This is a genomic window from Mesorhizobium sp. M1078, from assembly GCF_040318615.1.
GTDB lineage: Bacteria > Pseudomonadota > Alphaproteobacteria > Rhizobiales > Rhizobiaceae > Mesorhizobium.
This window is the reverse complement of sequence record NZ_JAMYMP010000019.1, coordinates 68,313-94,604: the sequence shown is the minus strand read 5'-3', so window position 1 is coordinate 94,604 and position 26,292 is coordinate 68,313. Positions and strand designations below refer to the sequence as shown.

Here is a 26,292-nt window from a genome sequence, read left to right as displayed (position 1 = left end):
AAATCCCGCCCCCACCCTGGCCGGAACCGTCCCCCCCCCCGACGGCACGCCGGCGCTCACCCCCCCGGGGCCCGAGGCCGTAATGGGCGCCCGGGCCCCGGGCTCGATCTGCACAACGCGCATCGTCGCCGGCGTCGGCGTGCCGCAGCTTTCGGCGATCATGTCGGCGGTCGAGACGGCGCATAGATCAGGCGTGTCGGTCATCGCCGACGGCGGCATCAAATATTCGGGTGACCTGGCCAAGGCGCTTGCCGCCGGCGCCAGTGCGGCCATGATCGGTTCGCTGCTGGCCGGCACCGACGAAAGCCCGGGCGAGGTCTATCTGCATCAGGGCCGCTCCTTCAAGGCCTATCGCGGCATGGGCTCTGTCGGAGCCATGGCGCGCGGCTCGGCCGATCGCTACTTCCAGGCCGAGGTTCGCGACACGCTGAAACTGGTCCCGGAAGGCATTGAAGGGCAGGTGCCATACAAGGGACCTGTGTCTGGCGTGCTGCACCAGCTTGCGGGCGGGCTAAAAGCCGCTATGGGTTATGTCGGTGGCCGCGACCTTGCCGATTTTCGCGAACGCGCCACCTTTGTGCGCATATCCAACGCCGGACTTCGTGAAAGCCACGCCCATGACGTCACGATTACCCGCGAAAGCCCGAACTATCCTGGCGGAGCCTGACCGGCAGCCAGAGCGGTACATGCTCTGGCGCCACCAGGCGACGATCGTGCTGCGGCTGGCGCGCCATGCCGGCGCGCTGTGCTTTGCCGCCGCGGCGGTTTTCATCATCATGACGCTGCTGGAATTCTTCTATTTCCGCCGGCTGAGCGGTGGCCTGCCGTCGCTCGACGTGCGCCTTGGCGGGTTCACGCCCGACGAGGGCATGGCCTGGCTGACGGCACTCGGCCGACGCGGCAGCGAGATCATCCTGGTCTGGCACTATTTGACTTTCGACCTTCTCTTCCCGGCGCTGCTGTCGCTGACCATGGTCAGCCTGATCCTGGCAACCGGGCGGCGGCTGAAGAATTTTCGTGCCATGCCGGTGCAGCTTCAGGCACTGTTCGCGCTGGTCATCGTGCTGCCCTACACGTGCGCCGACTACGCCCAGAACATTGCGGTGGCGCGGCTTCTGTCCGATGCGCTGTCGGCCAACCCGGATTCTCTGTCTTTGGCCTCGTCGCTGATCGTCACCAAATTCGCGCTGCTGGCGATCCCCGTCATCGTCATCGCGTTTTTGATCCTTGCCGCCCAGCGGCGTCCACAGGCATGAACGACAGAGCAGGGGCAACGCCATGAGCCAGACCGCGATTTTCTGGCCGATGCTGGCGCAGGTGTTGCTCGTCTATATCGTCTATGTCGTGATGGGCCGGCGCCGCTACGGCGCGGTCAAATCGGGCGAGGCCAAGGTCGGTCAATACAAGGTGCGCACGACCGAGCCCGGGTCGAGCGTCACGGTTGCCAACAATCTCATCAACCAGTTTGAACTGCCGGTGCTGTTCTATGTGCTGTGCCTGGCGCTGCACGCGACCAATGGCGTCAATTATCTGACCCTGGCCTTGATGTGGATTTTCGTGATTTCCCGCTATGGCCACGCCTGGGTCCACCTCACCAGCAACAATCTGCGGTTTCGCAGCCGCGCCTTCTACGTCGGCGCGATCATTCTCTTGCTGGCATGGATCTGGTTCGCGCTACACCTGCTCGGAGCGGTGTAGGGCAGTTGTTTACCCTCCCCCTTGTGGGGAGGGTCGCTCCGCGCAGCGGAGCGGGGTGGGGGTCTACAAATCGAACACCGCGATCTTGCGCTTGTCGAACTTGATGCCGATTTCGCCGCGCACCAGCTTCAGTGCGGCTTCGCCGAACACGGCGCGTCGCCAGCCCTGCAGGGCCGGCACGTCGGCATCCTCGCCCTCGGCGGCGATGCGGTCGATGTCGTCGCTGGACGCCAGCACTTTCGAGGCGACGCCTTCCTTCTCGGCGACGATCCGCAACAGAACTTTCAGCAGCTCGGAGGCGGCATTGGAGCCCTCGGGCGGCTGAAAGCTCTTGGGCAGCTTCGGCATCTCTTCGCGGGGCAAAGCGAGCGCCGTGTTGACCGCGCCAAGCAATGCGGTAGCCGTCGACGAACGCTCCCAGCCTTTCGGCGTCGTGCGCAGCTTGCCCAACGCTACCGCATCGCGCGGCGCCTGCTGGGCGACCTCGTATATGGCGTCGTCCTTGAGCACCCGGCCGCGCGGCACGTCACGCTCGCGCGCCTCGCGTTCGCGCCATGCCGCCACCGTCTGCACGATCGCCAGCTCCTGCGGCTTGCGCAGCCGCATCTTCAGCCGCTTCCAAGCGTCTTCGGGGTGCGGATCGTAGGTCTCGCGCGAAGTCAGCACCTCCATTTCCTCGTTTAGCCAATGGGCGCGGTTTTCCCGCTCCAGTTCGGCGCTGAGATGCTTGTAGACGTCGATCAGATGGGTGACGTCGGCCAAGGCATAGTCGAGCTGCTTGTCCGACAGCGGCCGGTGGCGCCAGTCGGTGAAACGCGAGGATTTGTCGAGCCGTGCGCCGGTGATGCGCTGCACCAGCTGATCGTAGGAGACGCTGTCGCCGAAGCCGCAGACCATGGCCGCGACCTGGGTGTCGAACACCGGATGCGGCACCAGATCGCCGAGATGGACGATGATTTCAATGTCCTGGCGCGCGGCATGGAAAACCTTGACCACCGCTTCATTGGCCATCAGCCGGAAGAACGGGGCGAGGTTGATGTCGGGCGCCAGCGGGTCGATCAGCGCGGTGACGCCTGGCGCCGCCATCTGGATCAGGCACAGAATCGGCCAGAATGTCGTTTCGCGGATGAATTCGGTGTCGACGGTGACGAAATCCGACTTTTCAAAAGCGGCGAGAACGGACTCGAGCTCAGTTTGGGTGGTGATGACGTGCATCAAATCGCTTTTTAGTAACGGGTAAGGTTCTCTTTCAATTTCAGCCATGGGCGCTTTCGTCAAGCCGCCCTTCGGTCAAGTATGAGCCGATCCGTCGGAATCGCCATTTCTGCGCGCCAGCCGCGCGAAGACGGTTGATGTGCGCAGCAGCGCCGTGAAGCGGCTGCGCTTGCCCGCCGGCACGCTGCCGCGCACCTGCATGCGGTAGAGAATGACGGCGATGAGGGTGGCGTAGACGACTGCGCTGAAGACAAACAGGGCGCCCGGTCCGAAATATTGCATGGCCGTCGAGGCCGCGAAGGGGCCACCAATGGCGCCGAAGGAATAGAACAGCATCAAGGCGGCGTTGATCAGCACGAACTCGCCCTTGTCGGCGCGGTCGTTGGAATGCGCCGCCGATAGCGAATAGAGCGGCATGGCGAAGCTGCCGAAGATGAAGACGATGATCAAATTGAGGGTCGGATCGGCGCCGGCGACGAAGGCCAGCGCCAGCGCCGCGAACATGGCGCCGCATGTCGTGGCCAGAAGCACCGCGCGCCGATCCCAGCGGTCGGAGAGGTAGCCGAGCGGATACTGGATGAGGGCGCCGCCGAAAATGCCGACGCTGACGAAGGTGACGACATCGGCGACCGACATGCCGATCTGTTCGGCATAGACCGGCGACAGCGTGCGGAAGGCGCTGTTGGTGACGCCGACGCAGATGCAGCCGAAGCAGCCGAGCGGCGAAATCCGCCAGACGCGGGCGAGATCGAGCTTGACGTCTTCCGGCGGCGTCGGGTTGGAGCGGTCGCCGAGCGACACCGGAACCAGCGACAGCGTGATCATCATCGACATGATGGCGAAGATGGCAAAGCCGCCCGGGCCGAAGATCGGGATCAGGAACTGTGCGCCGGTCACCGAGCCGATATCGACCATGCGGTAGATGGCCAGCACGCGCGCACGATCCTTGTTTTCGACGCCGGAGTTCAGCCAGGCTTCCATGACGGTGAACAGGCCGGCAAAGCAGAAACCGCCGGCAAAGCGCACCGCGCACCACATCACCGGATCGATCACCAGCACCAGGAGCAGCGTACTGGCCGCGGCGATGGCGGCGAGCGCTGAAAACGTCCGGACATGGCCGACTGCCTTGAGGATGCGGGTGACTGCGAGGCAACCAAGCAGGAAGCCCGCGAAATAGAACGTGCCCATCAGGCCGATGTCGGAGGCCGAAAATCCTTCCTGCGCGCCGCGCAGCGCGATCAGCGTGCCCTGCAGCCCGTTGCCGCCAAGCAGGATGCCGGCGGCGATGAGGAGCGGGATCAGCGGGCGGATGGAGGACATACGGAACCGTTGCTTAGGTGGCTCCACAGTTCTGAACCATCGGTGTGGCCAATGCCAGTGGCTTATCCCGCCGCCAACAGGTGTGTGGCTTCAAGTGCGGCCGTTCAAGCTCCGTCGGCCCTCGCCAAAGCTTCGCTCGCCGGCGCAGGCTTGCCCCGGGACGCCCTTCGGCCAAGCGAGCCGGCAGTCAGCAGGCTGAGGATGATGAAGGGGATGCCGATACCGAAGGCCGAGCGAATGCCCCAATGGTCGGAGACGAAGCCGAGCAATGGCGGGCCGAGCAGGAAGGCGACGAAGGAGATCTGCGACAGCGCCGCGACATTGATTGCCGCGGAGCGGTCCGTGCGTTGGGCCGCCGCCGAGATCGCCAGCGGAAAGATCGCGCTGCTGCCGATGCCAAGTAGCGCAAAGCCCAGCATCGATACGAGCGGGGCAGGCGAGAAGAAGACGAGCAGCACGCCGACCGCCATCGTCGCCAGCAGCACCCGCGCCACGACGCTCGGCGAGTGGCGCTCGACAAAGGAGTCGGCAAAGAAGCGCGTGCTCGCTTGCGAGAATGCAAACAGCGCCACGGTGAAGCCGGCGACGAAAGGGCCCGCATCGAATACGGTGCGCATGTAGATTGCCGACCAGTCGATGCTGGCGCCTTCCATCAGCATCGCCGACAGTGTCACCGCGACGAGGACGAGGATAGGCAGCGTCGGCCGCGCCAGCGTTGGCGCCGTCTCGTCATTGCCGGCGAAGCCGCTCGGCGCCGGTTCGTAACCGCCGAGAAACAGCGCGATTCCTGTCGCCACCATCGGTACGACAATGGCCAGGTGCAGTTGCGGCGAAATGCCGAGATGCGCAAGCGCGGCGCCGAACAGGCCGGCGCCGAAAAAGCCGATGCTCCAAAACGAATGCGCCCGGTTCATGATCCGGCGCTTGAGCAGGAATTCGGTTCTGTCGGCCTCGACATTGAGAATGATCTCGACGCTGCCGATCATCAGGCCGACCGGAAACAGCATCAGGAACAGCGCAAGCGGCCCAGGCGCATGCACGGCAATGGCAAAGACAACCGACAAGAGCGGCACCAGCCCGAGCAGCGCGCGGCGGAAGCCGACGCGCTCCAGGATCGGCGCCGCCAGCGTCAGCGCGGTCAAGGTGCCGATCGGCGTCCCGATCAGGCTGAGCCCGAGCGTGCCGTCTCCTATGCCCATGGCATGCTTGATGTCGGGCAGCCGCGGGAAGATTTGGCCCATGGCGAACGAATAGATCGCAAAGCCGGCGTAGACCCGGTGTTGCGGAGCGAGGCGGAGGCCAAAGGTCATGACGATGCTTTCGGGGAAGAGAGCCGGCGATTGTGGTTGATATTCTCTTATCTTGCACAAACATGCAAATCGTGCAAGAACGTGCAAAAAGAAAACAGGATCATGCAATGCTGACCGATGAGCGGCATCAAATCATTCGCGATCGCCTCGCCGTCGAGGGCCGGGTACTGGCCGGCGAGCTGGCAAGCCGCTTCGGCGTTTCGGAGGACACGGTTCGCCGCGACCTCAGGGAACTCGCCAAGGCCGGGCAATGCCGCCGCGTCTATGGCGGTGCGGTCGCGCCCGCACCCTTCGCATCGACGACTGTCGGCCTGCGCGCCAGTCATGCCGTCGAAGAAAAGACGCGGCTGGCCCGCGCAACCGTGGCACTGCTTTCGCGCGGACAGACCCTGTTCATCGACAGCGGCTCGACCAATGCCGCGATCGCCAGGGCCATCCCGCGCGACATAGATCTGACCGTCGCCACCAATTCGCTCGAAATTGCCTCCGTCCTGTCAGACCACGCTTTGGTCGAACTGATTGTGCTGGGGGGGCGGTTCGACCGCCATCTCGGCGCCTGCGTCGGCGCCGACACGCTTGCCGCTGTCGGGCAACTTGGCGCGGACTTGTTTGTTCTCGGATCCTGCGGTCTCGATGCGTCGCGCGGCGTCACGGCCTTCGATTCGGCTGAGGCCGAGGTAAAGCGGGCCATGGCCAAGAACAGCGCAGGCATCGTCATCGCTGTAACCAACGACAAGCTGGCCACAGCCGCACCCTACCGGGTCGCCAGGCCAGAGGCGATCCGCCACCTCGTGGTCGAAAAGACCGCGCCGGCCGCGATCCTCGCGGATTTCGAACGCCAGGGCGCCGAAATCCATTTGGCTTAAACGGAGCTCGGCGCGCGGGCAGTCCGGGACGCAGCATGGGCGACGAACACTTCGACATCTTCCTTTGAATGACCGAGAAGGGCTCCTTCAAGCCTCGCCAGATCATTCGATGTGAAGATGTCAAAGGCCTCTCCGCTGCGGCACGTTCTGGAGATCAACAAGCTCAGTTTGCAGCGTCATTCTTCTGTCGGCAGGCAGTATCAGCGCTCTTCCACTGAGGTTTTAGGAACAATCTGGGTGAACTTCAGGATGCGGCCTTTGTCGACAAACGGTGCAAAGCCCTGCATCGCCAATATGTCGGCGTCCATACCCGGTTCCGCCGCGAACAAGGCCATTGATTTGTCGCCCTGAAGCATCAGCTCCAATTCGCGGCCATTATGTGGCCCGACACTCGGCGGGACTGTGGGTTTTGGCATGAAGTATCTCCAGATCATTCGATGACTGCGCTGTCGCGAGAAACACTTCTGGCGGCAATGCGCCAAGCCTGGCAAAGACTTCAACACTGACGAGCGGTTAGAGAGACGACCCAAACCCGGCTTGCCTTGACAAATCGGGCCTCCCATGCGCTTTTCGCGCAAATTTTGGACCGGGCTTTGATGCTTCGGCCCGCAACCAGAACACCCCGGAATTTTGACATGACAATGCATCGTTACCGCAGCCACACCTGTGCCCAGTTGAGAAAGAGCGATGTCGGCTCTTCGGTTCGCCTGTCGGGCTGGGTGCATCGCGTGCGCGACCATGGCGGCCTGCTGTTCATCGACCTGCGCGACCATTACGGCCTGACCCAGATCGTCGTCGATCCGGATTCGCCCGCCTTCAAGGTGGCCGAGACGCTGCGTGGCGAATGGGTGATCCGCGTCGACGGCGAGGTCAAGGCGCGCCTGCCGGACACCACCAACGCCAACCTGCCGACCGGCGAGATCGAGATCTTTGCCCGCGAGATCGAGGTGCTGTCGGCAGCCAAGGAATTGCCGCTGCCGGTGTTCGGCGAGCCCGACTATCCCGAAGACATCCGCCTGAAGTACCGTTTTCTCGACCTGCGCCGCGAGACGCTGCACAGGAACATCGTGGCGCGCACGAAAATCATCGCCGAGATGCGCAAGCGTATGACCGATGTCGGCTTCACCGAATTCTCGACGCCGATCCTGACGGCCTCGTCGCCGGAAGGCGCGCGCGACTTCCTGGTGCCGTCGCGCATCCATCCCGGCACCTTTTACGCGCTGCCGCAGGCGCCGCAGCAGTACAAGCAACTGATCATGGTTTCGGGCTTCGACCGCTATTTCCAGATCGCGCCCTGCTTCCGCGACGAGGACCCGCGCGCCGACCGTCTGCCCGGCGAATTCTACCAGCTCGACCTCGAAATGAGCTTCGTCGAGCAGGACGACGTGCTGTCGACCATGGAACCGGTGATGCGCGGCGTCTTCGAGACCTTCGCCAACGGCAAGCCGGTGACGCAGACATTCCAGCGCATTCCTTACGATGTCGCGATGCGCAAATATGGCTCCGACAAGCCGGACCTGCGCAACCCGATCGAGATGCAGGCCGTCTCCGAGCATTTTCGCGATTCCGGCTTCAAGGTCTTCGCCAACATCCTGGCCAACGATCCGAAGGCCGAAGTGTGGGGCATTCCGGCCAAGACCGGCGGCAGCCGCGCCTTCTGCGACCGCATGAACTCGTGGGCGCAGGGCGAGGGCCAGCCGGGACTGGGTTACATCTTCTGGCGCAAGGAAGGCGACAAGCTTGAAGGCGCCGGTCCGCTGGCCAAGAACATCGGCGAGGAGCGCACCGAGGCGATCCGCCAGCAGCTCGGCCTTGCCGATGGCGACGCCGCCTTCTTCGTCGCCGGCGATCCGAAGAAGTTCGTTACCTTCGCCGGTGCCGCGCGTACGCGTGCCGGCGAAGAACTGAACCTTGTCGACCGCGAGCGCTTCGAATTGTGCTGGATCGTCGACTTCCCGTTCTTCGAATGGAGCGAGGAGGAGAAGAAGATCGACTTCGCCCACAACCCGTTCTCGATGCCGCAAGGCGGTACCGACGCGCTCAACGGCGACGACCTGCTCGGCATCAAGGCCTTCCAGTACGACATGGTCTGCAACGGCTTCGAGATCGCCTCTGGCGGTATCCGCAACCATTTGCCCGAGACCATGGTCAAGGCGTTTGAGACGGTCGGGCTGGACCGCGCCACGGTCGAGGAGCGCTTCGGCGGCCTCTATCGCGCCTTCCAGTATGGCGCGCCGCCGCATGGCGGCATGGCGGCCGGTGTCGACCGCGTGGTCATGCTGCTGGTCGGGGCCAAGAACCTGCGCGAGATCACCATGTTCCCGATGAACCAGCAGGCCTACGATTTGTTGATGAACGCGCCTTCGGAAGCCTCGCCGCAGCAGTTGCGTGATCTGTCGCTGCGTGTCGCGGCAGTGAAGAAGGACTGACGGCAGCGTTGCAGCTGCCCTTTCTCCCCGTCTCTATACGGGGAGAAATGTCCGGCAGGACAATGAGGGGCAGCACGCATGCAGGCGATTGGCGAACGGCCTTAGCAGTTGGCGCCTTCTGACAATCGGTTCAGCATCGAACTACAATTTGCAGGCGTTGGCGCCGCCCCTCATCTGCCTGCCAGCACCTTCTCCCCGTATAGTGACGGGGAGAAGGGAGCGAACTTCGATCAGTCTTCGTTGGCCTTGACGTGGACGCCCAGCGTCTTGGTCAGGTCGGCCGGGTTGGACATGGCGCCGGCCATGATCAGCGCGAACGGCACCGCTGCCGGCGGCTCGGCCGAAATCTCGAGGCTCTTCGGATCGTCGAGGTACTTGCTCACCGCGGCCGTCACTTCGGCGGTCAGTTCGGGATTGTTGAGCTGCGCCATGCCGAACGGCACGATCGCCTTGGCCTGGTTGGCGATGTCCTTGCCCGACATGCCCTGCTGCTTGCCGACATACTCAAGCACTTTGCCGGTGAGCGAATCGTCATCGAAGCGGATCGATGCGCTGTTGAAGGAGAGCTGCTGCAACAGGCCGAGCAGGGCCATGCCTTGCGCCGAATTGTCGGCGCCTTCGGGCTGCGCCGCCATCTTCTTCTGCATCTCCTGCAGCGACTTGACGAAGTCGACCGTGTAGCCGCCGAGGCCGAAGGTCATGCCGAGCGTGCCGGCATTCTCGACCGAGATGTCGTATTTCGACAGGTCCATCTTGCCGTCGCTCGGCTGCCAGGTGCCGCCGATTTCGATATTGCCCGAGATGTTCTGGTAGCCGAGGGCCTCGATGGCTTCCTTGGATTTCGCATCGTCGACCAGGGTCAGGTCGGCGTTGAACTTTTCCGTGGTGGCGGAAAACTCCATCGCCTTGCCGTCGGCCGGCGGCGTGATCTGGACAGCAAGCCCATCCACCGAGAAGGCGGTCTTGTCGGCAACCTTGACCGTCAGGTTTTCGAGTTCGGCCGACTTGTAGATCATCATCGAGCCGAGCGGGCCTGTAGCGCCCTCAGCCGGGATGTTGGCGTCGTGGATGACGAAGGGGGTGAGGTTGAGCGTGACGCCGTCCTTGCTGTGCTCGAAGGCCGAAGTCGTGATGGTCGCGACATCGAAGCCGCCATTGGCTTCGGTCACGCCCTCGAGCTTGACGTCGCCGATCGGCAGCGCCTCCTTTTCGGCCGCCGGTTTGACCGACACGCCCTGCAGCACCATGCTGGAATTGTCGCCGGTAACGCCGGTCCAGGTGATATCGACGCCCTGGACGGCAAGTGCGGCCTTCAGTCGGTCGGCAACCGCCGTGTCTTGCGCAAAGGCGGCATTCAGCGGCAGCGTCAGCAAAAAGGTCGAAAAAGCAAGTTTCTTGAGTGTCGAACGTTGGATTGTCATCGCGAGTTCCCTGAGAGAGTCCTGAAAAAGTGTTTTCTCAATTCTACGCCATCACCATTCCGTGACGAACTGGACGGGAAAAAGGCGCTTTCCCGCAGAGTTGTCGAAAATCACGGCGAAAGGCAAATCGGAGCGGGAGCCTTCGCCCGACGCGGTGAATATGTCATGAAGGTCGGGCTCCCCTGCGTACCGTCTCCTGCCTTGGAGAGGGCGTGTAACAGATTGATGTTGGTTGGCAACAGCACTGCTACCGTTGCTGTTGCACAGGGACGGCAAGGGGGAACATGAAGTCCGTCACATCCATTGTCGGACCTTGAGCCGCCCTCGTAAGCCCAAAGGCTGCAAAGTGCGGATTTCCGCAGCCCCGCCTTGCCGCGAATCACCCGCTCGGCTAGTCCAGCCGCATGGGAAAAAGGATTTTGCCGCCTGAAAATGGCGGCGGTGACCACATCGAACCGGTCGATCTGAAGAAGGCGCTGGAAGAGCGCTATCTTGCCTATGCGCTCTCGACCATCATGCACCGGGCGCTGCCTGACGTGCGCGACGGGCTGAAGCCTGTGCATCGCCGCATCATGCATGCGATGCGGCTGCTCAGGCTCAACCCCGACCAGGGCTTTGCCAAATGCGCCCGCATCGTCGGCGACGTGATGGGCAAGTTCCATCCGCATGGCGACCAGTCGATCTACGACGCGCTGGTGCGCCTGGCGCAGGATTTCTCCATGCGCTATCCCCTCGTCGACGGGCAGGGCAATTTCGGCAATATCGACGGCGATAACGCCGCCGCCATGCGCTATACCGAGGCGCGCATGACCGAGGTGGCGAGCGATTTGCTTGCCGGCATCACCGAGGACGCCGTCGATTTCCGGCCAACCTACAATGAGGAGGACGAGGAGCCCGTAGTGCTTCCCGGCGCCTTCCCGAATCTGCTCGCCAACGGTTCCTCCGGCATTGCGGTCGGCATGGCCACGTCCATCCCGCCGCACAATGCCGCCGAGCTTTGCAACGCAGCGCTGCAGTTGATCGAGCAGCCGGACGCGCCGGTGACAAAGCTGATGGAGTTCGTCCAGGGGCCGGATTTTCCGACCGGCGGCATCATCGTCGACAGCCGCGCTTCCATCCTGGAGGCCTATGAGACCGGCCGCGGCGGTTTTCGCGTGCGCGCCAAATGGGGCCAGGAGGATCAGGGCAGGGGCACCTGGAGCATCGTCGTCACCGAAATCCCCTACGGCATCCAGAAGGCCAGGCTGATCGAAAAGATCGCCGAGCTTTTGATCGCGCGCAAATTACCGCTGCTCGAGGATGTCAGAGATGAAAGCGCCGAGGACGTCCGCATCGTGCTCGTACCGAAGAGCCGTTCGGTTGATCCCGGCATTCTGATGGAATCGCTGTTCAAGCTGACCGAGCTCGAAAGCCGATTTCCCCTCAACATGAACGTTTTGTCGCGGGGCAAGGTGCCTAACGTCCTGTCGCTGAAGGGAGTGCTGAAGGAGTGGCTCGACCATCGGCGCGATGTGCTGATCCGCCGCTCGAAGCATCGGCTTGGCGAGATCGAGAAGCGGCTGGAAATCCTTGCCGGCTACCTGATCGCCTATCTCAACATCGACGAGGTCATCAGGATCATCCGCGAGGAGGATGAGCCCAAGCAGGTGATGATGGCCCGTTGGTCGCTCACCGACACCCAGGCCGAAGCCATCCTCAACATGCGGCTGCGGGCCTTGCGCAAGCTGGAAGAGTTCGAGATCCGCAAGGAGTTCGACGGTCTCACCACCGAGAAGAAGCAGATCGAGGCATTGCTCGCATCCGACGCCAAGCAATGGTCGACGATCAAATGGGAAGTCACGCAGGTTCGCGACAAGTTCGGCCCCGAGACCGAACTCGGCAAGCGCCGCACCCAGTTCGCCGACGCGCCGGAGCATGATCTGACCGACATTGCGCACGCCATGATCGAGCGCGAGCCGGTCACCGTGGTGGTCTCGGAAAAGGGCTGGCTGCGGGCGATGAAAGGCCATCTGGCCGACCATTCCACGCTCACCTTCAAGGAAGGCGACAGCCTCAAGCTCGCCTTCCATGCCCAGACCACCGACAAGATCCTGGTCTTCACCACCGGCGGAAAATTCTACACCATCGGCGCCGACCGGCTGCCGGGCGGCCGCGGCCATGGCGAACCGATCCGCATCATCGTCGACATGGACAACGACCAGGACATCGTCACCGCCTTCGTCCACGACCCGAAGCGCAAGCTGCTGCTCGTCTCCTACGATGCCAATGGTTTCGTCGTGCCGGAGGAGGAGGTCGTCGCCAACACCCGAAAGGGCAAGCAGGTGATGAACGTCAAGGCGCCCGACGAGGCCAAGGCCTGCGTCCCCGTGTCAGGCGATCATCTCGCCATTGTCGGCGAGAACCGCAAGATGCTGGTGTTTGCGCTCTCCGAAATTCCGGAGATGGGCCGCGGCAAGGGCGTTCGCCTGCAGAAATACAAGGATGGCGGTCTGCTCGACCTGAAACCCTTCACGCTGGCGAGCGGCCTGTCGTGGCAGGATTCCGCAGACCGCACCTTCGTCAGGTCGCGCGAGGAGCTGGCGGAATGGATCGGCGCGAGAGCGTCGGCCGGTCGCATGGTGCCGAAGGGATTCCCGCGGACCGGGAAATTTGGTTGAAGCTGCTGATCTCCCCCACAAGGGGGGAGATTGGCAGCTTCACCAACCATTTGGACTATCGTCACGATTGCGGCACTATAACAGTGCATAAACGCTGTGTAGGCTGGGGAGAATTGACCGTTTGAAGGAAGCGAAGATCCAGAAGCCGGAACGTCAGCAGCGCCTGTTCGGCCTGTCGACACCGTTGCGATCCGCCGTCATTCCGCCGCTGTCGGCTGCGCGCTGGCTGTTGGTGCTGATCGTCGCCGCCGGCGTCTATTTCTTCCACGGGTTCCTGTTTCCCGTGCTGGCAGCCCTCGTCATTGCTTTTGCCAGCTGGCCGCTCTACCGCCGGCTGCTTGACGGTGTCGGCGGTAACCGCACCGTCGCCGCGACGCTCGCCATCCTGTTCATCCTCGCCTTCCTGGTGGTGCCGATAGCGCTCGCCGGCACCTACGCCATCAACGAGGTCCGCGAATGGGTGGGCTGGGCGATCGAGACCAACAGGCACGGCGCGGTCACACCGCACTGGATCACCTCGCTGCCTGTCGTCGGCGAGTGGCTGAACGAACAGTGGATCGACAATTTCGGCCATCCCGGCGGCATCGGCGAGCTGATCCAGCTGGTCAGCGGCGCCAATATCGGCAGCATCTATCGCGGCGTGCTGGCTGCCGGCGGCAGCGCCTTCGGCCTGTTGCTGACGCTGCTGTTCATGATGATCGCGCTGTTCTTCGCCTACCGCGACGGCGAACACTTTGCCAGCCAGATCGACCGGCTCGGCGAACGCATCCTGCCGACGCGCTGGGAGCGGATTTCGCGCGTCGTGCCGGCGACCATTTCCTCGACCGTTACCGGAATGACCGTGATCGCCATCGGCGAGGGGCTGGTGCTGGGCATCGCCTACTGGCTGGCCGGGGTGCCCTCGCCGGTGACGCTCGGCGCGCTCACCGGCGTCATGGCGCTGATCCCCGGCGGCGCGCCGCTGTCGTTTACGCTTGTGTCGATCTACCTCGCCGCCAGCGGCTCGCCGATGGCGGGTCTGGCGCTGTTCATCTGGGGCGCGGTGGAGCTGTTCATCGTCGACAAGACCTTGCGCCCGAAGCTGGTCGGCGGACCGATCAAATTGCCCTTCCTGCCCACCTTTTTCGGCCTGATCGGCGGCGTCAAGACGATGGGCTTTCTCGGCCTGTTCATCGGCCCCGTGCTGATGGCGCTGCTGGTGGCGATATGGCGCGAATGGCTGCGCGAGGTGGAACTGGCCGAAGACACCGTTCCCGACGCGGCGGCCGAGCTCGAAGGCGGGCCGCCGCAGATCGAGATTGTCGCCGGCCCGGCGAAGAAAAGTCAGGCTGGGTAAGCGACGGCGAGCGCTGCCCGGCGCTTGCGCCCTTCATGCAACTGCCACAGGGAATGGGCAACCAGCGTGACGATCAGGATCACGCCGCCGATCAAGCTGTTGCGCGACGGCGTCTCGGCAAAGATCATCCATATCCAGACCGGCGCCAGAACCGTTTCCAGGAGATAGAACATCGCCACTTCCGGGCCTGAAATGTATTTCGGCCCGTTGGCTAGGCAGAAGAAGGCGAACGGCATGATGACGGCGCCGTTGAAAACGATCCACCATGGCGCCTCCACCTGAAAACCGGTCTTGGAGACCATGAGCGCCGCCAGCCCGAACGGCAGCAGGACGCCGGTCAGCGCGGGGAATCCCATATCCCTGCCGCTGGCGCGTGAAACGGTGATGGCGCAGGCAATCGCCAAGGCCGAACACAGCGCCATCACATCGCCGAACAGATTTCCCGTGCCGACGGAATCGCCGACGATGATCGCGATGCCGACGATCATCAGCGCCATTGCCGCAAGCGTCAGCGGCTTTGGTCGCTCCTTCAGGAACAGCCACGACAGCAGCGCCGAGAACATGGTGGAGAAGGCCAGGATGAAAACCAGATTGGCGGTCGAGGTGTTGTAGACGGCAGTGATGAAGGCGATTGCGCCGAGCCCGTAGAGGGTGGCGACGACGAGCCCCGACCAGCCGGGTATCAGCTGCGGAGCATTCTTGCTGAACGAGCGCCAGATGGCCCATACGATCAGCCCTGCCACGAAGGTGCAGCCGGTGCGCAGCAAAAGGATCGTCCAGGCTTCGCCATGGGCGAGCCGGATCAGGGGAATGTCGATGGTCAGCGCCAGCCCGCCAAGCGCGGTGAGCAGAAGTCCTTTGGTGTGGGCATTGTGAGAGGACATGCAACGGCTTTCGCAATGATTTGAGCAGATGCCGGTCGGCGCAATCGCCCCGCCAACGGGCGGAAAGACCAGCATCGTCTCGGCTGAAAATGTTTAGATCAGGATTTGGTAAGAAGAAAAATCAGCGCGTGACCGCTTCGTGGTCGTAGCGTTCCCAGCCCTTCGGGCCGAGATGCTCCTGCGGCATGAAGCGCATTTTATAGTTCATCTTGCGCGAGCCGTTGACCCAGTAGCCGAGATAGACATGGGGCAAGCCCATGGCCCGGGCGCGGGCGATATGGTCGAGGATCATGAAGGTGCCGAGCGAACGGTCCTCGAACTCGGGATTGAAGTAGGAATAGACCATCGACAGGCCATCGGCCATCTTGTCGGTCAGCGCCACGGCGATCAGCTCGCCCTGGCCCTTGCCGGTGATGAATGTGTCGGGGCCGCGGCGCCGGTATTCGATCACCTTGGTGTCGACATGGGTATCCTCGACCATCATGGCGTAGTCGAGCACCGTCATGTCGGACATGCCGCCGCGGCGATGGCGAGCGTCGAGATAGCCGCGAAACAGCGAATACTGCTCGGTCGACGGCTGCGCGTCGTGCATGGCGCCGATCAGATCGGAATTGCGCTGGATCACCCGCTTCATGTTGCGGCTGGCGGTGAACTCCTGCGCCAGGATACGCACCGAGACGCAGGCGCGGCAGGTCTCGCAGGCGGGACGGTAAGCGATGTTCTGCGAGCGCCGGAAACCGCCTTGCGTCAACAGATCGTTCATCTCCGGCGCCTTGTCGCCGACCAGATGCGTGAACACCTTGCGTTCGAACTGGCCCTCGAGATACGGGCACGGCGATGGCGCGGTCAGGAAGAACTGCGGCGACTGGGTCGGATGGTGCGTCATCGAACCTTGGGAACACTCCTGCGAATCGCTCTACCTTTGGCTTGGCTGGCGAAAAATTCAACAGGATTGTGAAGGCGGGGTTGAACGGACCCCTTCACATTTGCGCACAAATGCCTGTTGGCGTCGGTTGGACGCCGGTTCAACGGTCGCTGCGGCTGACGACCGTGCCAAGCAGCAGGTCGTGCAGTGTGCGCTTGCGATCGGAAAACAGCGTCACCAGGAGGACGAGCGGCGTCAGGATGACCGTGCTCGCCCAGAACAGCACCAAATGGACAACGGCGGTGAGGCCGTCGATACGGCTGCCGTCGAGACGATCGAGTCGAATGCCCATCATCTTCATGCCTGATGTGGCTTGGTTGCGACCGCCCAGCGTGTTCCAGATGTAGAGAATGGCGACCGCCGGCACGAGGATGGAATACAGCGCCCAGCCAAGACCGAATGTCAAAAGGCCAAGCACGGCCACCAGGATCGCGAACGGAATGGTGAGCAGCGCCACGATGCAATAGTCGATGATGAAGGCCAGGATGCGCCGCGTGCGCACACCGTCATAGGCCCTGACGTCGTCGAGCCTGCTGGTGATGATTTCGCCGTCAAGTACGCGCGCGTTCATGTCATGTCCTCGTAACAGGCGCCACGCTAGGGTGCGCCGCCACTGAAATGGTGAAGACCGCGGGCGGAATCAAGATCGGTTCGTCCATCGGTCCTGCTCGGCAGTGTGACGCGGTTGAGCCGATTGAATTTGGTGGACGGATGGCGTTAGCTTGCTGCGGCGCAACAAGACGCCGAGGGGACGGGGTTACATGGATTACGACATGCTGGTCATCGGCAGCGGCCCTTCCGGGCGCCGCGCCGCGGTGCAATCGGCCAAGCTCGGCAAATCGGTGCTGGTGGTCGACAGGGGCCGGCGCCTCGGCGGCGTCTCGGTGCACACCGGCACCATCCCGTCGAAGACGCTGCGCGAGACGGTGCTGAACCTGTCCGGCTGGCGCGAGCGGGGCTTTTACGGCCGCGGCTACCGGGTCAAGCAGGACATCTCCATCGCCGACCTGGTCGAGCGGCTGCACAAGACGCTCGACCACGAGGTCGAGGTGCTGCAGCACCAGTTTATGCGCAACGCCGTCAAAAGCGTGCGCGCCATGGCGAAATTCGTCGGCCCAAACAAGGTCAGCCTGACGGCAGACAATGGCGACTACTCGGAGGTTGGTTTCACCAATGCCCTGATCGCGGTCGGCACCAGGCCGCACCGGCCGCGCGACGTGCCTTTCGACAAGATCCGCGTCTTCGACAGCGATGAGATGCTGGAACTCGACCATCTGCCGCGCACGCTGACGGTGATCGGCGCCGGCGTCATCGGCGTTGAATATGCGACGATCTTTTCGGCGCTCGACGTGCCGGTGACGCTGGTGGAGCCGCGCAACACCATCCTCGATTTCGTCGACCGCGAGATCGTCGACGACTTCATCCACCAGATGCGCGACCGCGGCATGACCATTCGCCTCGGCAGTACGGTCAAGGAAATCGTCTCAAAACCCGACTATGCCGAAGTGACGCTCGCCGATGGCCGCACCATCCGCTCCGAGATCGTGCTTTACGCCGCCGGCCGCAGCGGCAATCTCGGCAGCCTCGGCCTCGACGTGGTCGGCATCGAGGCCGATTCCCGGGGCCGCATCAAGGTCGATCCGCAGACCTTCCAGACCAGTGCGCCCAACATCTATGCCACCGGCGACGTCATCGGTTTCCCCAGCCTTGCCTCGACATCGATGGAGCAGGGCAGGGTGGCCGCCTGCCACGCCTTCGGCGTGCAACTGCCACCGCCGCCGGAAACCTTCCCCTATGGCATCTACGCCGTGCCGGAAATCTCCACCGTTGGTCAGTCGGAGGAGCAGGTGCGCGAGAGCGGCGCTGCTTATGAAGTCGGTCTGGCGCGGTTCCGCGAAACCTCGCGCGGCCACATAATGGGCGTCAACTCCGGCTTTCTGAAGCTGCTGTTCTCGGTCGAAACGCGCCGCCTGCTCGGCGCCCACATCGTCGGCGAAGGCGCCACCGAACTGATCCATATCGGCCAGGCGGTGATCAACCTCGGCGGCACGGTTGATTTCTTCGTCAACAACACCTTCAACTATCCGACGCTGGCCGAAGCCTACAAGATCGCCGGGCTCGATGCTTGGAACCGGATGGGACAGGGCTAGGCGACGAGCATCTGCTCAGCTGTTCCGCCGGGCGCCGATGCGGTCTACCAAGGTCTCTTAGCCTGCCTGGCGTGCGGCCAATGCTGGTCCCGCAAGCCATTGCCGGACGATGGCGGCATCCGGGCCGCCGATTTCGTGACCTGAAGGCACGATGCGCGCATCGACCTCGGCGCCATGTTTGTTGAGCAGCGTCACCAGTGGCGGCGCAAACGGCCCGTAGGTCTCATCGGCGGCACCGGCGACAATCAGGACGCGCGTTCCGGTCAGATTGGTTGCCGGCGCATCGTCAAGCACGGGCATTGCTCTCAGCAACGCCGCTTTTCGGACGAGGCCGGAGTTGAGCAGCATCAGGCTGGAAACCAGATTGGCGCCGTTGGAATAGCCGAGGAAAGTCGCCCGGGCGAGGTCGAGCCCGTGGCGCTTTGCGGCCTCGCTTGCGAATGCGGCAAAGTACGATGTTTCGGCACGGATGCTCGCCTGTTCGAAACTGGTCGGCGTGATCCGCTCGAACCAGCGGAAGCCGTCTTCTTGGCGGATGCGGCCACGCACCGCGACCAGCGTGGCGTTAGGGGCGATCTGCCTCGCAATCGGCACCATCGTCGTTTCGTCGACACCCGACCCGTGCAGTAAAAACAGGCTCTCGCCGCCGGCATTCTCCGGCCTGAGGAGGCGGTAGGGAAAGGCCAGATCCTGGTGCAGAAAGGCGTTCTCGTCGCTATATCGATGCACGCTCATATCTCGTTGTTTTCACGGAGACATTGGCCCTTTGCCAGCTTCAAAACGGAATATTTTCACGCTCCGCCAAATGTGATTGCAACAGGCTCATTTCAGACCGTTTCTTCGCCGATATGCTCCCTGCGGGAGGAATCGAAGCGGTGTGCGCCGATGGTCGCATCCCGGCATGAACAACGCGAGCGTCCTTGCTCTCCTTTGAGGCCTTTTGTCGATGACCCTGCCAGTCCCGCCCGATCGCGCCCCGCGTATCGCCGATCGCGCCCCGCGTATCGCCGATCGCGCTCCGCGTATCGCCGATCGCGCTCCGCGTATCCCCGATCGCGACACGCGCATTGACGTGTTCCGTGCGCTCGCACTCCTGACCATCTATATCGACCACGTGCCGGGCACCGTCTTCGAAACGCTGACCTACAAGAATTTCGGATTCTCGGACGCGGCGGAAGCCTTCGTGCTGATTTCCGGCATGTCGGTCGCACTCGCATATGGCAACAAGTTCCAGCCGGGCGGCCGGCTGCTGGCGATGTTGAAGATGTGGCGCCGGGCCGGCGTGCTTTACAGTGCCCACATCGTCACCACCATGGTTGTGATGGCGTTGTTCTGCGCCGCGGCGGTGTACGGCCGGCGGCCGGAACTGCTCAAGCTGATCAACATCGAGCCGCTGATGAAGAACACGCCGGAGGTCATGATCGGCATTGTCACGCTCGGCCACCAGCTTGGCTACAACAACATCCTGCCGGTCTATGCGGCGCTGCTGTTGATGGCGCCGCTTTTCCTGCTCTTCGTCAGCTACCGGCCGCTGCCGGCGCTGGTCTTTTCCGGCGCGCTGTGGCTTGCCGCCGGCCTCTGGCAGATCGCGCCGCCGAACTATCCCGAGCCCGGCTTCTGGTTCCTCAACCCGCTGTCCTGGCAATTCCTGTTCAACATCGGCCTTGCCGGCATGCTGCATGTCAGGCGCGGCGGCACAATTCCCGTCAATCGTTGGCTGGTGGGCGCCGCGGCGACCTATGTCGCGGCAGCGGCGGTCTGGGTGCACAGCCCGCTCTGGGGCGAGATAACGTGGTTTAACCTGCCCGTGGTGATCGGCGGCTTCGACAAGACGTTCCTGTCGCTGCCGCGGCTCCTGCACATATTGGCGGTGAGCTATCTGATCGTCGCTCTGCCGGCTTTCTCGAACCTGTTCCGTCTCAGCCCGGACCATCCGCTTGCCCTGCTCGGCAAGCGCTCCTTGCCGGTGTTCCTCGCCGGCACGCTGATCGCCATGGCGGCGCAGGTGATGAAGCTGATCGATCCGGGCGGCTTTGCCTATGACGTCTTGCTGATTTCGGCCGGCATCGCCATGCAATTCGCGCTCGCCTTCTATCTTGAGTGGCTGTCCGGCATCGGCTTGGGCAAAAAGCCGGTTCGCAAAGAAGCGCCAGCCGTTCACCAGACCTTCGGCATGCCCGCGATGCCAAGGCTAAGCCGATGATCCCACATCAGCCGCCTAGCTAGCAGGCGAGGGGCCGGAAGACCCCCGCACCACAAGATCGACCGGCAGCAATTGCCGGTGCTGCGAGCCGTCATTTTCGAGGATCGCCTTGACGGCCAGCCGGCCCATCTCGGCGATCGGCTGGGCGACAGTGGTTAGTGGCGGCTCGGAGTCGGCGCCTTCCGGCACGCCGTCGAAGCCGACGATTGACACATCGCCCGGCACGGCAATGTTACGCTCGCGCAGCCAGTCGAGCGCATGCAGCGCGATCTTGTCCGACATGGCCAGGATTGCCGTCGGCGTCTGCGGCAGCGCGAAAATATGATCGAGGCCGGCCCGCACGCTCGCCTCGTCATTGAGGGTTTCGTAGATTGGCACTTGCGAGACGTCGATGCCGAAGCGGGAGAGCTCGCCGAAATAGCCACGCAGACGGTCGCGTGTGCCCGAGTAGAGGGATGTCGTCTCGACTTGCTCCTGCGTGACGGGACCAAAGCCAGCGTCGGCAGATTCCAGGGCGAGTACGGCAAAGCTGCGATGGCCGAACTCGGCCAGATGGCGCGCCGCCAGACCCGCGCCGGCGACGTTGTCGACGCCGATCGCAGCGACCGCCTCATTTTCCGAATCGAGATCAAGCGCCACGAAAGGCAGTTTGCGTTCGCGCGCCAGTTCGACCAGCCGCGACCCGCCTTCGATGCAGAACACGATGAAGCCATCGACCAGGGCGCTCTGGATGTTCCAGGCGAGCTGCTCGCTGTTGGCGGCCGAGACCAGCGAAATTCCGGCGCCGGTGGCGTCGCAGGCCTGCGAAATGCTGGCCATCATGACGCGGGCAAAGGGATCGTCGAAGAAATAGGACAATGGTTCTGCCGTTGCCACGCCGATGGCGTTGACCTTGCCGGCGCGCAGCAGCCGGCCCTTGGGATCCGGGCCGGCATAGCCCATCGCTTCCGCCGCCGCCTTGACCCGCTCGCGGACCTCTTCGCGCACGATTTCCGGGCGAGCGAACACGTTGGACGCGGTTCCGTGCGAGACGCCGGCCGCCTTGGCGATGTCGGCAAGCCGCACTGATTTCGTCTTGCCGGAGGTCAATGCCGTCATTTTCGTCTCCTGAACCGGAGCCTGTTTAGCACTTTCCTTGGATCGGTTCAAATTTTCCCTTGATCGGACGACGGAGAGGGTTCTATATTTGAATCGATCCAAGGGATTCACCAAGTACAACTTGGATCGGTTCAAGAGGAGGGTGCCATGCATCCCGTGAATTATCTGTTCGAAGACATCTACGGCAATGATTGGGGCATAGTCTCCGACGCCGTCACCCGCAAGCGCCGCGACAAGGTCGGGCCGTGGAGGCGTGACCTGCAATACCTTGTGAAACGAAAGCGCAGCTGATCGGCCCCGGCATTTTCGTGCCAGCTGATTGGATCGATTCAAGTTCTTGAAGAGGAGACGAACATGCATCCCGTGAAGCATCTGTTCGAAGACATTTATCGCAACTACTGGGGTATCTCGCCTGCCACGGAGCAGCCGCAACGGCGGCGGCCGACCAAGCCTGCCAAGCGCAACCGCGACCTGCTGCCGGAAAACCGGCAGGATTAAGCCTCGTGTGATATCTGATGGGGCAGGGTTCTTGCCTCGTCAGGACCGTTGCCGCACGAGCGCCGAGGCCGCGATCACCAGCCAGCCCGCGATGAGCAAGGTGCCGCCGATCGGCGCCGACATCGGGAACAGCCGCGATCCCACGAAATCCCGTGCCAGCAGATCGCCGCAGAACAGAACAAGCCCGACGAGCAGCACCAGGCTGCCGATCCGCAAGATCCGGTTTGCGCCGGCGAGGCCGACGGCCAAAAACACCGGCGCATGCATGAGCAGGAAGGATGCGGCCGTGCCGACGAACGCGCCGCCGAGATGCGCTGAAGCCGCCGACAGCGCCACGCCCGCCGCGCCGGCAATGCCGCCGGCGAAAACGAGGATGCGCGCGCTGTTTGCTGGTGCTGACTCGGCGATGCTCATTTCTCGGGCTCCGTGATTGACGATAGGCGGCGCGACCTGTCTGTCAGGATTTTTCCGATATCGCCAGCATGTCGCGCGTGCGGCGCGCCTGGGCCAGCCAATTATACGCGGCACCGCCCGCCATCAGCACCGACGTGCCGAGAAACACCGCGCGCATGCCGAAATGGCCGCCGACGAAGCCGCCCAGCAGCGGCCCCGCAACCTGGCCGACATATTGCGCCGAGATTGCCAGGCCCAGCACATTGCCGCCGACCCCATCGGGAACATTGTGGCGGATGACGCTGGTGATGCAGGGCAACAGCCCGCCCAGCACCAGACCCATAAAGAACCGCAGCCCGACCAACTGCCAGCTCTCGGTGACGAAGGCCTGCGGTATCAACAGCAGCGCCGAGACGGCCAGCGATGCGACGATGACGTTCCAGTGGCCGATGCGGTCGGCGAGCTTACCCAGCCGTGACGCCGACAGGATGGCGCCGAGTGCGGCCGCCGACATGACGACACCTGAGACCAGGGTCACCCGGCTTGCGTCCGCGACCAGTTGCTGGACGTAAACGGTGATGATCGGCTCGATCGACATGTTGGCGAAGGTGAACAGCATGCCGGTTGCCAGCATCGCCACGACAGGGCGTTTGTCGGTGATCTGCGCCCAACCGCCCTTTGGTTTCTCCTTGGGTTGTGCCTGCATTGGCGGGCGAGGCATCTCCTTGATCAGGAACGTCGTCGCCAGCGCCGCCAGGAAAATGACGCCGCCCGCGATGAGGAAGGTGGCGCGAATACCGATCAATGGCGGCAGCGCGCCGCCAAGCAACGGGCCGACCAGGGAGCCTGCGGTGATGCCGGCCGACAGCACGCCAAGCGCCCAGCCGGAGCGCTCCTTCGGCGTCTGCATGGCGACAAGTATGGTCGAGCCTGAGGAATAACCGCCGGCAAAGCCGATCAGCAGGCGCAAAAGCACCAATTGCCAGACGGTCTGCACCATGCCGGTCAGCGACATGCAGATCGCCATGCCGAAACTGGCCCGCACCAGCATCACCTTGCGGCCGTAGCGGTCGCCGAGCCGCCCCCACAGCGGTGCGACAAGGGCCGCGGCAAGGAAGGTGGCGCCGAAGGCGATACCGGACCATTGCACGATCGCCGCGTGGCCCACGGCGCCCAGCTGTTCGACATAGAGCGGCAGGAACGGCAGCAACAGCGTCATCGCCACAAGCGTGCCGAACGATCCGGCAAAGCACACGAGCAGGTTGCGCCGCCAATGAATGTTGTAGGTGGAAGGCGCTTCGGCGGCCTGCGCTGCACTGTCCTGCGGCATGTCCTGTCCTGTCCGCTTGCTGCGGATACCATTTTGGGATACCAACTTGGTACCTCATGGACGCAAAGCCCGGCTGCTGTCAATCAGGCGCTCTCAATGTGATCGGCAAGACCAACGGGCAAGGCCGATCGCCAGCAATGGAAGCAACTATGTCGCAGATGCAGATCGTCGAAAAAGCGCTTCGCGAGATGATCCTTGGCCTCGAGGTCGGTCCTGGCGAGCGGCTGACGGAGCGCTGGATCGAGAGCCGCTTCCGCGCCTCGCGCACGCCGGTCAGGGCAGCCCTGCTGCGGCTGGAGACGGAAGGGCTGATCTGCCGCGACGGGCGCGGCTGGACCGTGTCGCCGATCAACCTTGCCGAACTGGAACAGATCGCGGTGTACCGCGAAGCGGTCGAGGTCGCGGCGGTCAGGCTGACTTCGGCGCTGGCCGACAGGAGCGCAGCCGATGTCATCGAGGCGATGCTGGATTCCTGCGACACTGCCACGCCGCGCGAGGAATGGCACCGCGTCGGCATGGATTTCCATATCGAACTGGCGCGGCTCTCCGGCAACGAGTTCCTGTTTCGGGCCGTGCGCGATGCCATGACGCGCCTGTCGCGGGCGCGCTGGCTGGAGGTGCGCGACGAGGCGGCCCTTGGCCGCGCCTGGAGCGAGCATCACGCCATTCTGGCGGCGGTGCGGGCCGGCGATGCCGATGCGGCGGCGGCGCGACTTTCCGCCCATATAGCCGGCAGCCGCGCCCGCCTGGTGACGTCGTTGCACAATGACCGGCGCGGCCTGCGCGCCAGGGGTTTTGCCGTCGTCGCCGCTTGATACCGGTCACGAAAACGAAAGAACGCCGACGCCATCCGCTTTCGGCCTCGCTTCGCGGACGCCGATGGCGTAAGAGGCGGCCATGGAAAACAACCGATTTGAAACACCCGTGACCGTTAAGTCGGGCACGGAGGGAAGCACTCAGCTCTTGCGTACGGTGCGTGAGGCTTCCGATTACCTGCTCAACAGCTGGCCCGGCAAGCGCAGCCCCAAGCACCGCGAAGCGCTGCAGGCCTGCCATGACGCGCTGGCCGGCGACAAGCCGGCGATGATTGCAAGACGCGCCTTCATCGCCGCCGCGCGCGAGGTCAACGTCTTCGTCAGCGACAAGGCCCCGGCCTGATCACATCGGCCTGATCAGACCGGCATTTTGCCAGGATCCGGCCCGTTTCACGGGCCGGTGATCCTGTCTTGCCTATTTTTCTGTCTCGGTGTCGGTTTTGGAACTTGCCTCGTTCTCAGGCTCGGCGCGCTCCTTGGCCGCGACCTTGGCGGCGAGCTTCTCCGCCTTCTTGGCGGCCTTCTGCCGGTCGCGCTCTTTGCGTTCCTGACCGTAATTCGGTGGTCGAGCCATATCGTTTCCTTTCGCTGTGCCTGATCCTGCCTAGAAGCATTGGCCGGCAAACACAACAGCGCCGCGAGGGCAGATGCCAGCGGTTCTGGACTTGCGTGATGGCGAACACAATGGTTTAGAAAAGGCTGCGGGACAGTTGCTGGAGCCGCCGCCGACCGATTTCGAATCAAAACGACCGATGGCCACGCTTCAAAGAAACGCACAGAAGCTGATCTACTATGCGCGCAACGCCATGCGCGACATCGCGCCGCCGGTTCTTTTCCGGCGCCGGCTCGGCCGGCTGCTCGATCAGGCCAGGCTTTCCGACGCATCGGTCCGCCAGCGGCTCAATTACTACAACACGCTGCGGGAGCCTTTTAGCCCCAGCCCCGAGGCCGTGCCGGTCAGCCGGCTGCCGTCGGACCGCAGCATGTACTATTACGATCTGAAGGAGTTCACCCGTTATTTCGACCCAGATCTGCGCATCGACCTGGAATTCGGCGACGTCATCGAAGTGCCGAAGATGCCGTCGATCGTCAAGGACCGGCCGATAGCGGGCGACAACGGCAACGGCGTCCTGTTCAAGCTGAACAAGTTCCGTCATTTCTACATGCCAGCCGACGATGTCGCCTTCGCCGACAAGCATCCGCTCGTCGTTTGGCGCGGCGAACTCAACAATCCGATCCGCACCTTGTTGCTGGATGCAGCCCGCAATCTGCCGTTCTGCGATGTCGGCACGCCGAGGGCGACAGCACCTGCGGAATACCGCAAGCCCTATCTCAGCATCGATCAGCAGCGCCGCTACCGCTATATCATCTCGCTCGAAGGCAATGATGTCGCGACCAATCTGAAATGGATCATGAGCTCGAACTCGCTCTGCCTGATGCCGCCGCCGACCTATGAGACCTGGTTCGCGGAAGGGCAGCTCGAGCCCGATGTCCATTATGTGCCGCTGGCGCCCGACTTCAGCGATCTGGCCGAGCGCGTGCACCATCTCGAGAAACATCCGGCCGAGGCCCAGCGCATCGTTGCGGCGGCCAACGCCTATTGCCGCAAATTCGCCGACGAGCGGGCCGAGCAGGCGATCTGCCTGCTCGTGCTCTACAAATATTTCGTGCTCAGCGGCCAGATCGAGACCGATCCGCAGGTCTGGCGGTTTATCGCGGGCTAGCGGCCTCCGGCGCCCTTAAG

27 protein-coding genes are annotated in these 26,292 nt (G+C 63.2%); 14 read left to right on the top strand and 13 right to left on the bottom strand.

Annotated features, from left to right (window positions below):
• The 3 genes from NKH38_RS22730 to NKH38_RS22720 form a co-directional block, all read left to right on the top strand.
• The coding region (locus NKH38_RS22730) for an IMP dehydrogenase (protein ID WP_352904504.1) at window positions 1-667 on the top strand (667 nt) is incomplete at its 5' end.
• A gap of 19 nt (window positions 668-686) precedes the next feature.
• Window positions 687-1,256, top strand: a complete 570-nt coding sequence (locus NKH38_RS22725; protein ID WP_050587175.1) for a hypothetical protein — start codon at window positions 687-689, stop codon at window positions 1,254-1,256.
• Between the two features lie 22 nt (window positions 1,257-1,278).
• On the top strand, window positions 1,279-1,698 hold the full coding sequence (locus NKH38_RS22720; RefSeq protein WP_023673032.1) for an MAPEG family protein: 420 nt from the start codon (window positions 1,279-1,281) through the stop codon (window positions 1,696-1,698).
• Window positions 1,699-1,761: 63 nt separating this feature from the next.
• On the opposite strand, the gene rnd is transcribed toward NKH38_RS22720, so the two are convergent.
• The 3 genes from rnd to NKH38_RS22705 all read right to left on the bottom strand — a co-directional run bounded on the left by rnd (window position 1,762) and on the right by NKH38_RS22705 (window position 5,543).
• Entirely contained in the window at window positions 1,762-2,913 is a 1,152-nt protein-coding gene (rnd, locus tag NKH38_RS22715; RefSeq protein WP_352762296.1) for a ribonuclease D, read from the bottom strand.
• 75 nt (window positions 2,914-2,988) lie between these two features.
• Window positions 2,989-4,233 (bottom strand): MFS transporter, encoded by a 1,245-nt coding sequence (locus tag NKH38_RS22710; RefSeq protein ID WP_352762208.1) that lies wholly within the window; start codon window positions 4,231-4,233, stop codon window positions 2,989-2,991.
• A gap of 104 nt (window positions 4,234-4,337) precedes the next feature.
• A complete protein-coding gene (locus tag NKH38_RS22705) occupies window positions 4,338-5,543 on the bottom strand; it encodes an MFS transporter (RefSeq protein ID WP_352762209.1) in 1,206 nt (401 codons plus the stop codon).
• 107 nt (window positions 5,544-5,650) lie between these two features.
• Between NKH38_RS22705 and NKH38_RS22700 the strand changes: the two genes are divergently transcribed.
• Window positions 5,651-6,409: a DeoR/GlpR family DNA-binding transcription regulator gene (locus NKH38_RS22700; RefSeq protein ID WP_023715384.1), complete on the top strand. Its 759-nt coding sequence runs from the start codon at window positions 5,651-5,653 to the stop codon at window positions 6,407-6,409.
• 200 nt (window positions 6,410-6,609) lie between these two features.
• Here the strand turns inward: NKH38_RS22700 and NKH38_RS22695 are convergent, their stop codons facing one another.
• Window positions 6,610-6,825: a hypothetical protein gene (locus NKH38_RS22695; protein WP_352762211.1), complete on the bottom strand. Its 216-nt coding sequence runs from the start codon at window positions 6,823-6,825 to the stop codon at window positions 6,610-6,612.
• Between the two features lie 225 nt (window positions 6,826-7,050).
• Between NKH38_RS22695 and aspS the strand changes: the two genes are divergently transcribed.
• Entirely contained in the window at window positions 7,051-8,838 is a 1,788-nt protein-coding gene (gene aspS / locus NKH38_RS22690) for an aspartate--tRNA ligase (protein ID WP_352762297.1), read from the top strand.
• Window positions 8,839-9,068: 230 nt separating this feature from the next.
• Here aspS and NKH38_RS22685 read toward each other — a convergent pair whose 3' ends face one another.
• On the bottom strand, window positions 9,069-10,259 hold the full coding sequence (locus NKH38_RS22685; RefSeq protein ID WP_023697470.1) for an aq_1923 C-terminal domain: 1,191 nt from the start codon (window positions 10,257-10,259) through the stop codon (window positions 9,069-9,071).
• A 404-nt stretch (window positions 10,260-10,663) separates the two neighbouring features.
• Between NKH38_RS22685 and parC the strand changes: the two genes are divergently transcribed.
• Both parC and NKH38_RS22675 read left to right on the top strand, forming a co-directional pair.
• Complete coding sequence (gene parC / locus NKH38_RS22680) at window positions 10,664-12,916, top strand: DNA topoisomerase IV subunit A (protein WP_023694915.1); 2,253 nt, start codon at window positions 10,664-10,666, stop codon at window positions 12,914-12,916.
• 121 nt (window positions 12,917-13,037) lie between these two features.
• Complete coding sequence (locus tag NKH38_RS22675; RefSeq protein WP_352762212.1) at window positions 13,038-14,252, top strand: AI-2E family transporter; 1,215 nt, start codon at window positions 13,038-13,040, stop codon at window positions 14,250-14,252.
• Here NKH38_RS22675 and NKH38_RS22670 read toward each other — a convergent pair.
• The 3 genes from NKH38_RS22670 to NKH38_RS22660 form a co-directional block, all read right to left on the bottom strand.
• Window positions 14,240-15,136 (bottom strand): DMT family transporter, encoded by an 897-nt coding sequence (locus NKH38_RS22670; RefSeq protein ID WP_352762214.1) that lies wholly within the window; start codon window positions 15,134-15,136, stop codon window positions 14,240-14,242. The two genes, NKH38_RS22675 and NKH38_RS22670, sit on opposite strands and share 13 nt — an antisense overlap.
• A 121-nt stretch (window positions 15,137-15,257) precedes the next feature.
• Entirely contained in the window at window positions 15,258-16,022 is a 765-nt protein-coding gene (locus tag NKH38_RS22665) for an arginyltransferase (protein ID WP_023682417.1), read from the bottom strand.
• Between the two features lie 139 nt (window positions 16,023-16,161).
• Entirely contained in the window at window positions 16,162-16,632 is a 471-nt protein-coding gene (locus NKH38_RS22660) for an RDD family protein (RefSeq protein ID WP_352762216.1), read from the bottom strand.
• Window positions 16,633-16,822: 190 nt separating this feature from the next.
• On the opposite strand from NKH38_RS22660, the gene sthA reads away from it, so the two are divergent.
• Window positions 16,823-18,211, top strand: a complete 1,389-nt coding sequence (gene sthA / locus NKH38_RS22655; RefSeq protein WP_023682415.1) for a Si-specific NAD(P)(+) transhydrogenase — start codon at window positions 16,823-16,825, stop codon at window positions 18,209-18,211.
• A 57-nt stretch (window positions 18,212-18,268) separates the two neighbouring features.
• Here the strand turns inward: sthA and NKH38_RS22650 are convergent, their stop codons facing one another.
• Entirely contained in the window at window positions 18,269-18,940 is a 672-nt protein-coding gene (locus NKH38_RS22650; RefSeq protein WP_352762217.1) for an alpha/beta hydrolase, read from the bottom strand.
• 217 nt (window positions 18,941-19,157) lie between these two features.
• Here NKH38_RS22650 and NKH38_RS22645 point away from each other — a divergent pair, with 217 nt between their 5' ends.
• Window positions 19,158-20,414, top strand: coding sequence for an OpgC family protein (locus NKH38_RS22645; protein ID WP_352762218.1), 1,257 nt, complete (start codon window positions 19,158-19,160; stop codon window positions 20,412-20,414).
• Window positions 20,415-20,429: 15 nt separating this feature from the next.
• On the opposite strand, the gene NKH38_RS22640 is transcribed toward NKH38_RS22645, so the two are convergent.
• Window positions 20,430-21,512 carry a LacI family DNA-binding transcriptional regulator gene (locus NKH38_RS22640; protein ID WP_352762219.1) on the bottom strand — a complete coding sequence of 361 codons (1,083 nt, stop codon included), beginning with the start codon at window positions 21,510-21,512 and terminating at the stop codon, window positions 20,430-20,432.
• A gap of 147 nt (window positions 21,513-21,659) precedes the next feature.
• Between NKH38_RS22640 and NKH38_RS22635 the strand changes: the two genes are divergently transcribed.
• Window positions 21,660-21,803 carry a hypothetical protein gene (locus tag NKH38_RS22635; RefSeq protein ID WP_352762220.1) on the top strand — a complete coding sequence of 48 codons (144 nt, stop codon included), beginning with the start codon at window positions 21,660-21,662 and terminating at the stop codon, window positions 21,801-21,803.
• A 63-nt stretch (window positions 21,804-21,866) separates the two neighbouring features.
• Window positions 21,867-22,010 carry a hypothetical protein gene (locus NKH38_RS22630; protein ID WP_023689522.1) on the top strand — a complete coding sequence of 48 codons (144 nt, stop codon included), beginning with the start codon at window positions 21,867-21,869 and terminating at the stop codon, window positions 22,008-22,010.
• Between the two features lie 39 nt (window positions 22,011-22,049).
• On the opposite strand, the gene NKH38_RS22625 is transcribed toward NKH38_RS22630, so the two are convergent.
• A complete protein-coding gene (locus tag NKH38_RS22625) occupies window positions 22,050-22,424 on the bottom strand; it encodes a DUF423 domain-containing protein (protein WP_023673013.1) in 375 nt (124 codons plus the stop codon).
• A 43-nt stretch (window positions 22,425-22,467) separates the two neighbouring features.
• Complete coding sequence (locus NKH38_RS22620; RefSeq protein ID WP_352762221.1) at window positions 22,468-23,733, bottom strand: multidrug efflux MFS transporter; 1,266 nt, start codon at window positions 23,731-23,733, stop codon at window positions 22,468-22,470.
• 149 nt (window positions 23,734-23,882) lie between these two features.
• On the opposite strand from NKH38_RS22620, the gene NKH38_RS22615 reads away from it, so the two are divergent.
• Entirely contained in the window at window positions 23,883-24,548 is a 666-nt protein-coding gene (locus NKH38_RS22615; RefSeq protein WP_352762222.1) for a GntR family transcriptional regulator, read from the top strand.
• A gap of 109 nt (window positions 24,549-24,657) precedes the next feature.
• Entirely contained in the window at window positions 24,658-24,891 is a 234-nt protein-coding gene (locus tag NKH38_RS22610) for a DUF982 domain-containing protein (RefSeq protein ID WP_245259900.1), read from the top strand.
• Window positions 24,892-24,963: 72 nt separating this feature from the next.
• Here NKH38_RS22610 and NKH38_RS22605 read toward each other — a convergent pair whose 3' ends face one another.
• Window positions 24,964-25,122, bottom strand: a complete 159-nt coding sequence (locus tag NKH38_RS22605) for a hypothetical protein (protein ID WP_023673009.1) — start codon at window positions 25,120-25,122, stop codon at window positions 24,964-24,966.
• 178 nt (window positions 25,123-25,300) lie between these two features.
• Between NKH38_RS22605 and NKH38_RS22600 the strand changes: the two genes are divergently transcribed.
• Window positions 25,301-26,272, top strand: coding sequence for a glycosyl transferase family 90 (locus NKH38_RS22600; protein WP_023689519.1), 972 nt, complete (start codon window positions 25,301-25,303; stop codon window positions 26,270-26,272).
• Window positions 26,273-26,292 lie beyond the last annotated feature (20 nt).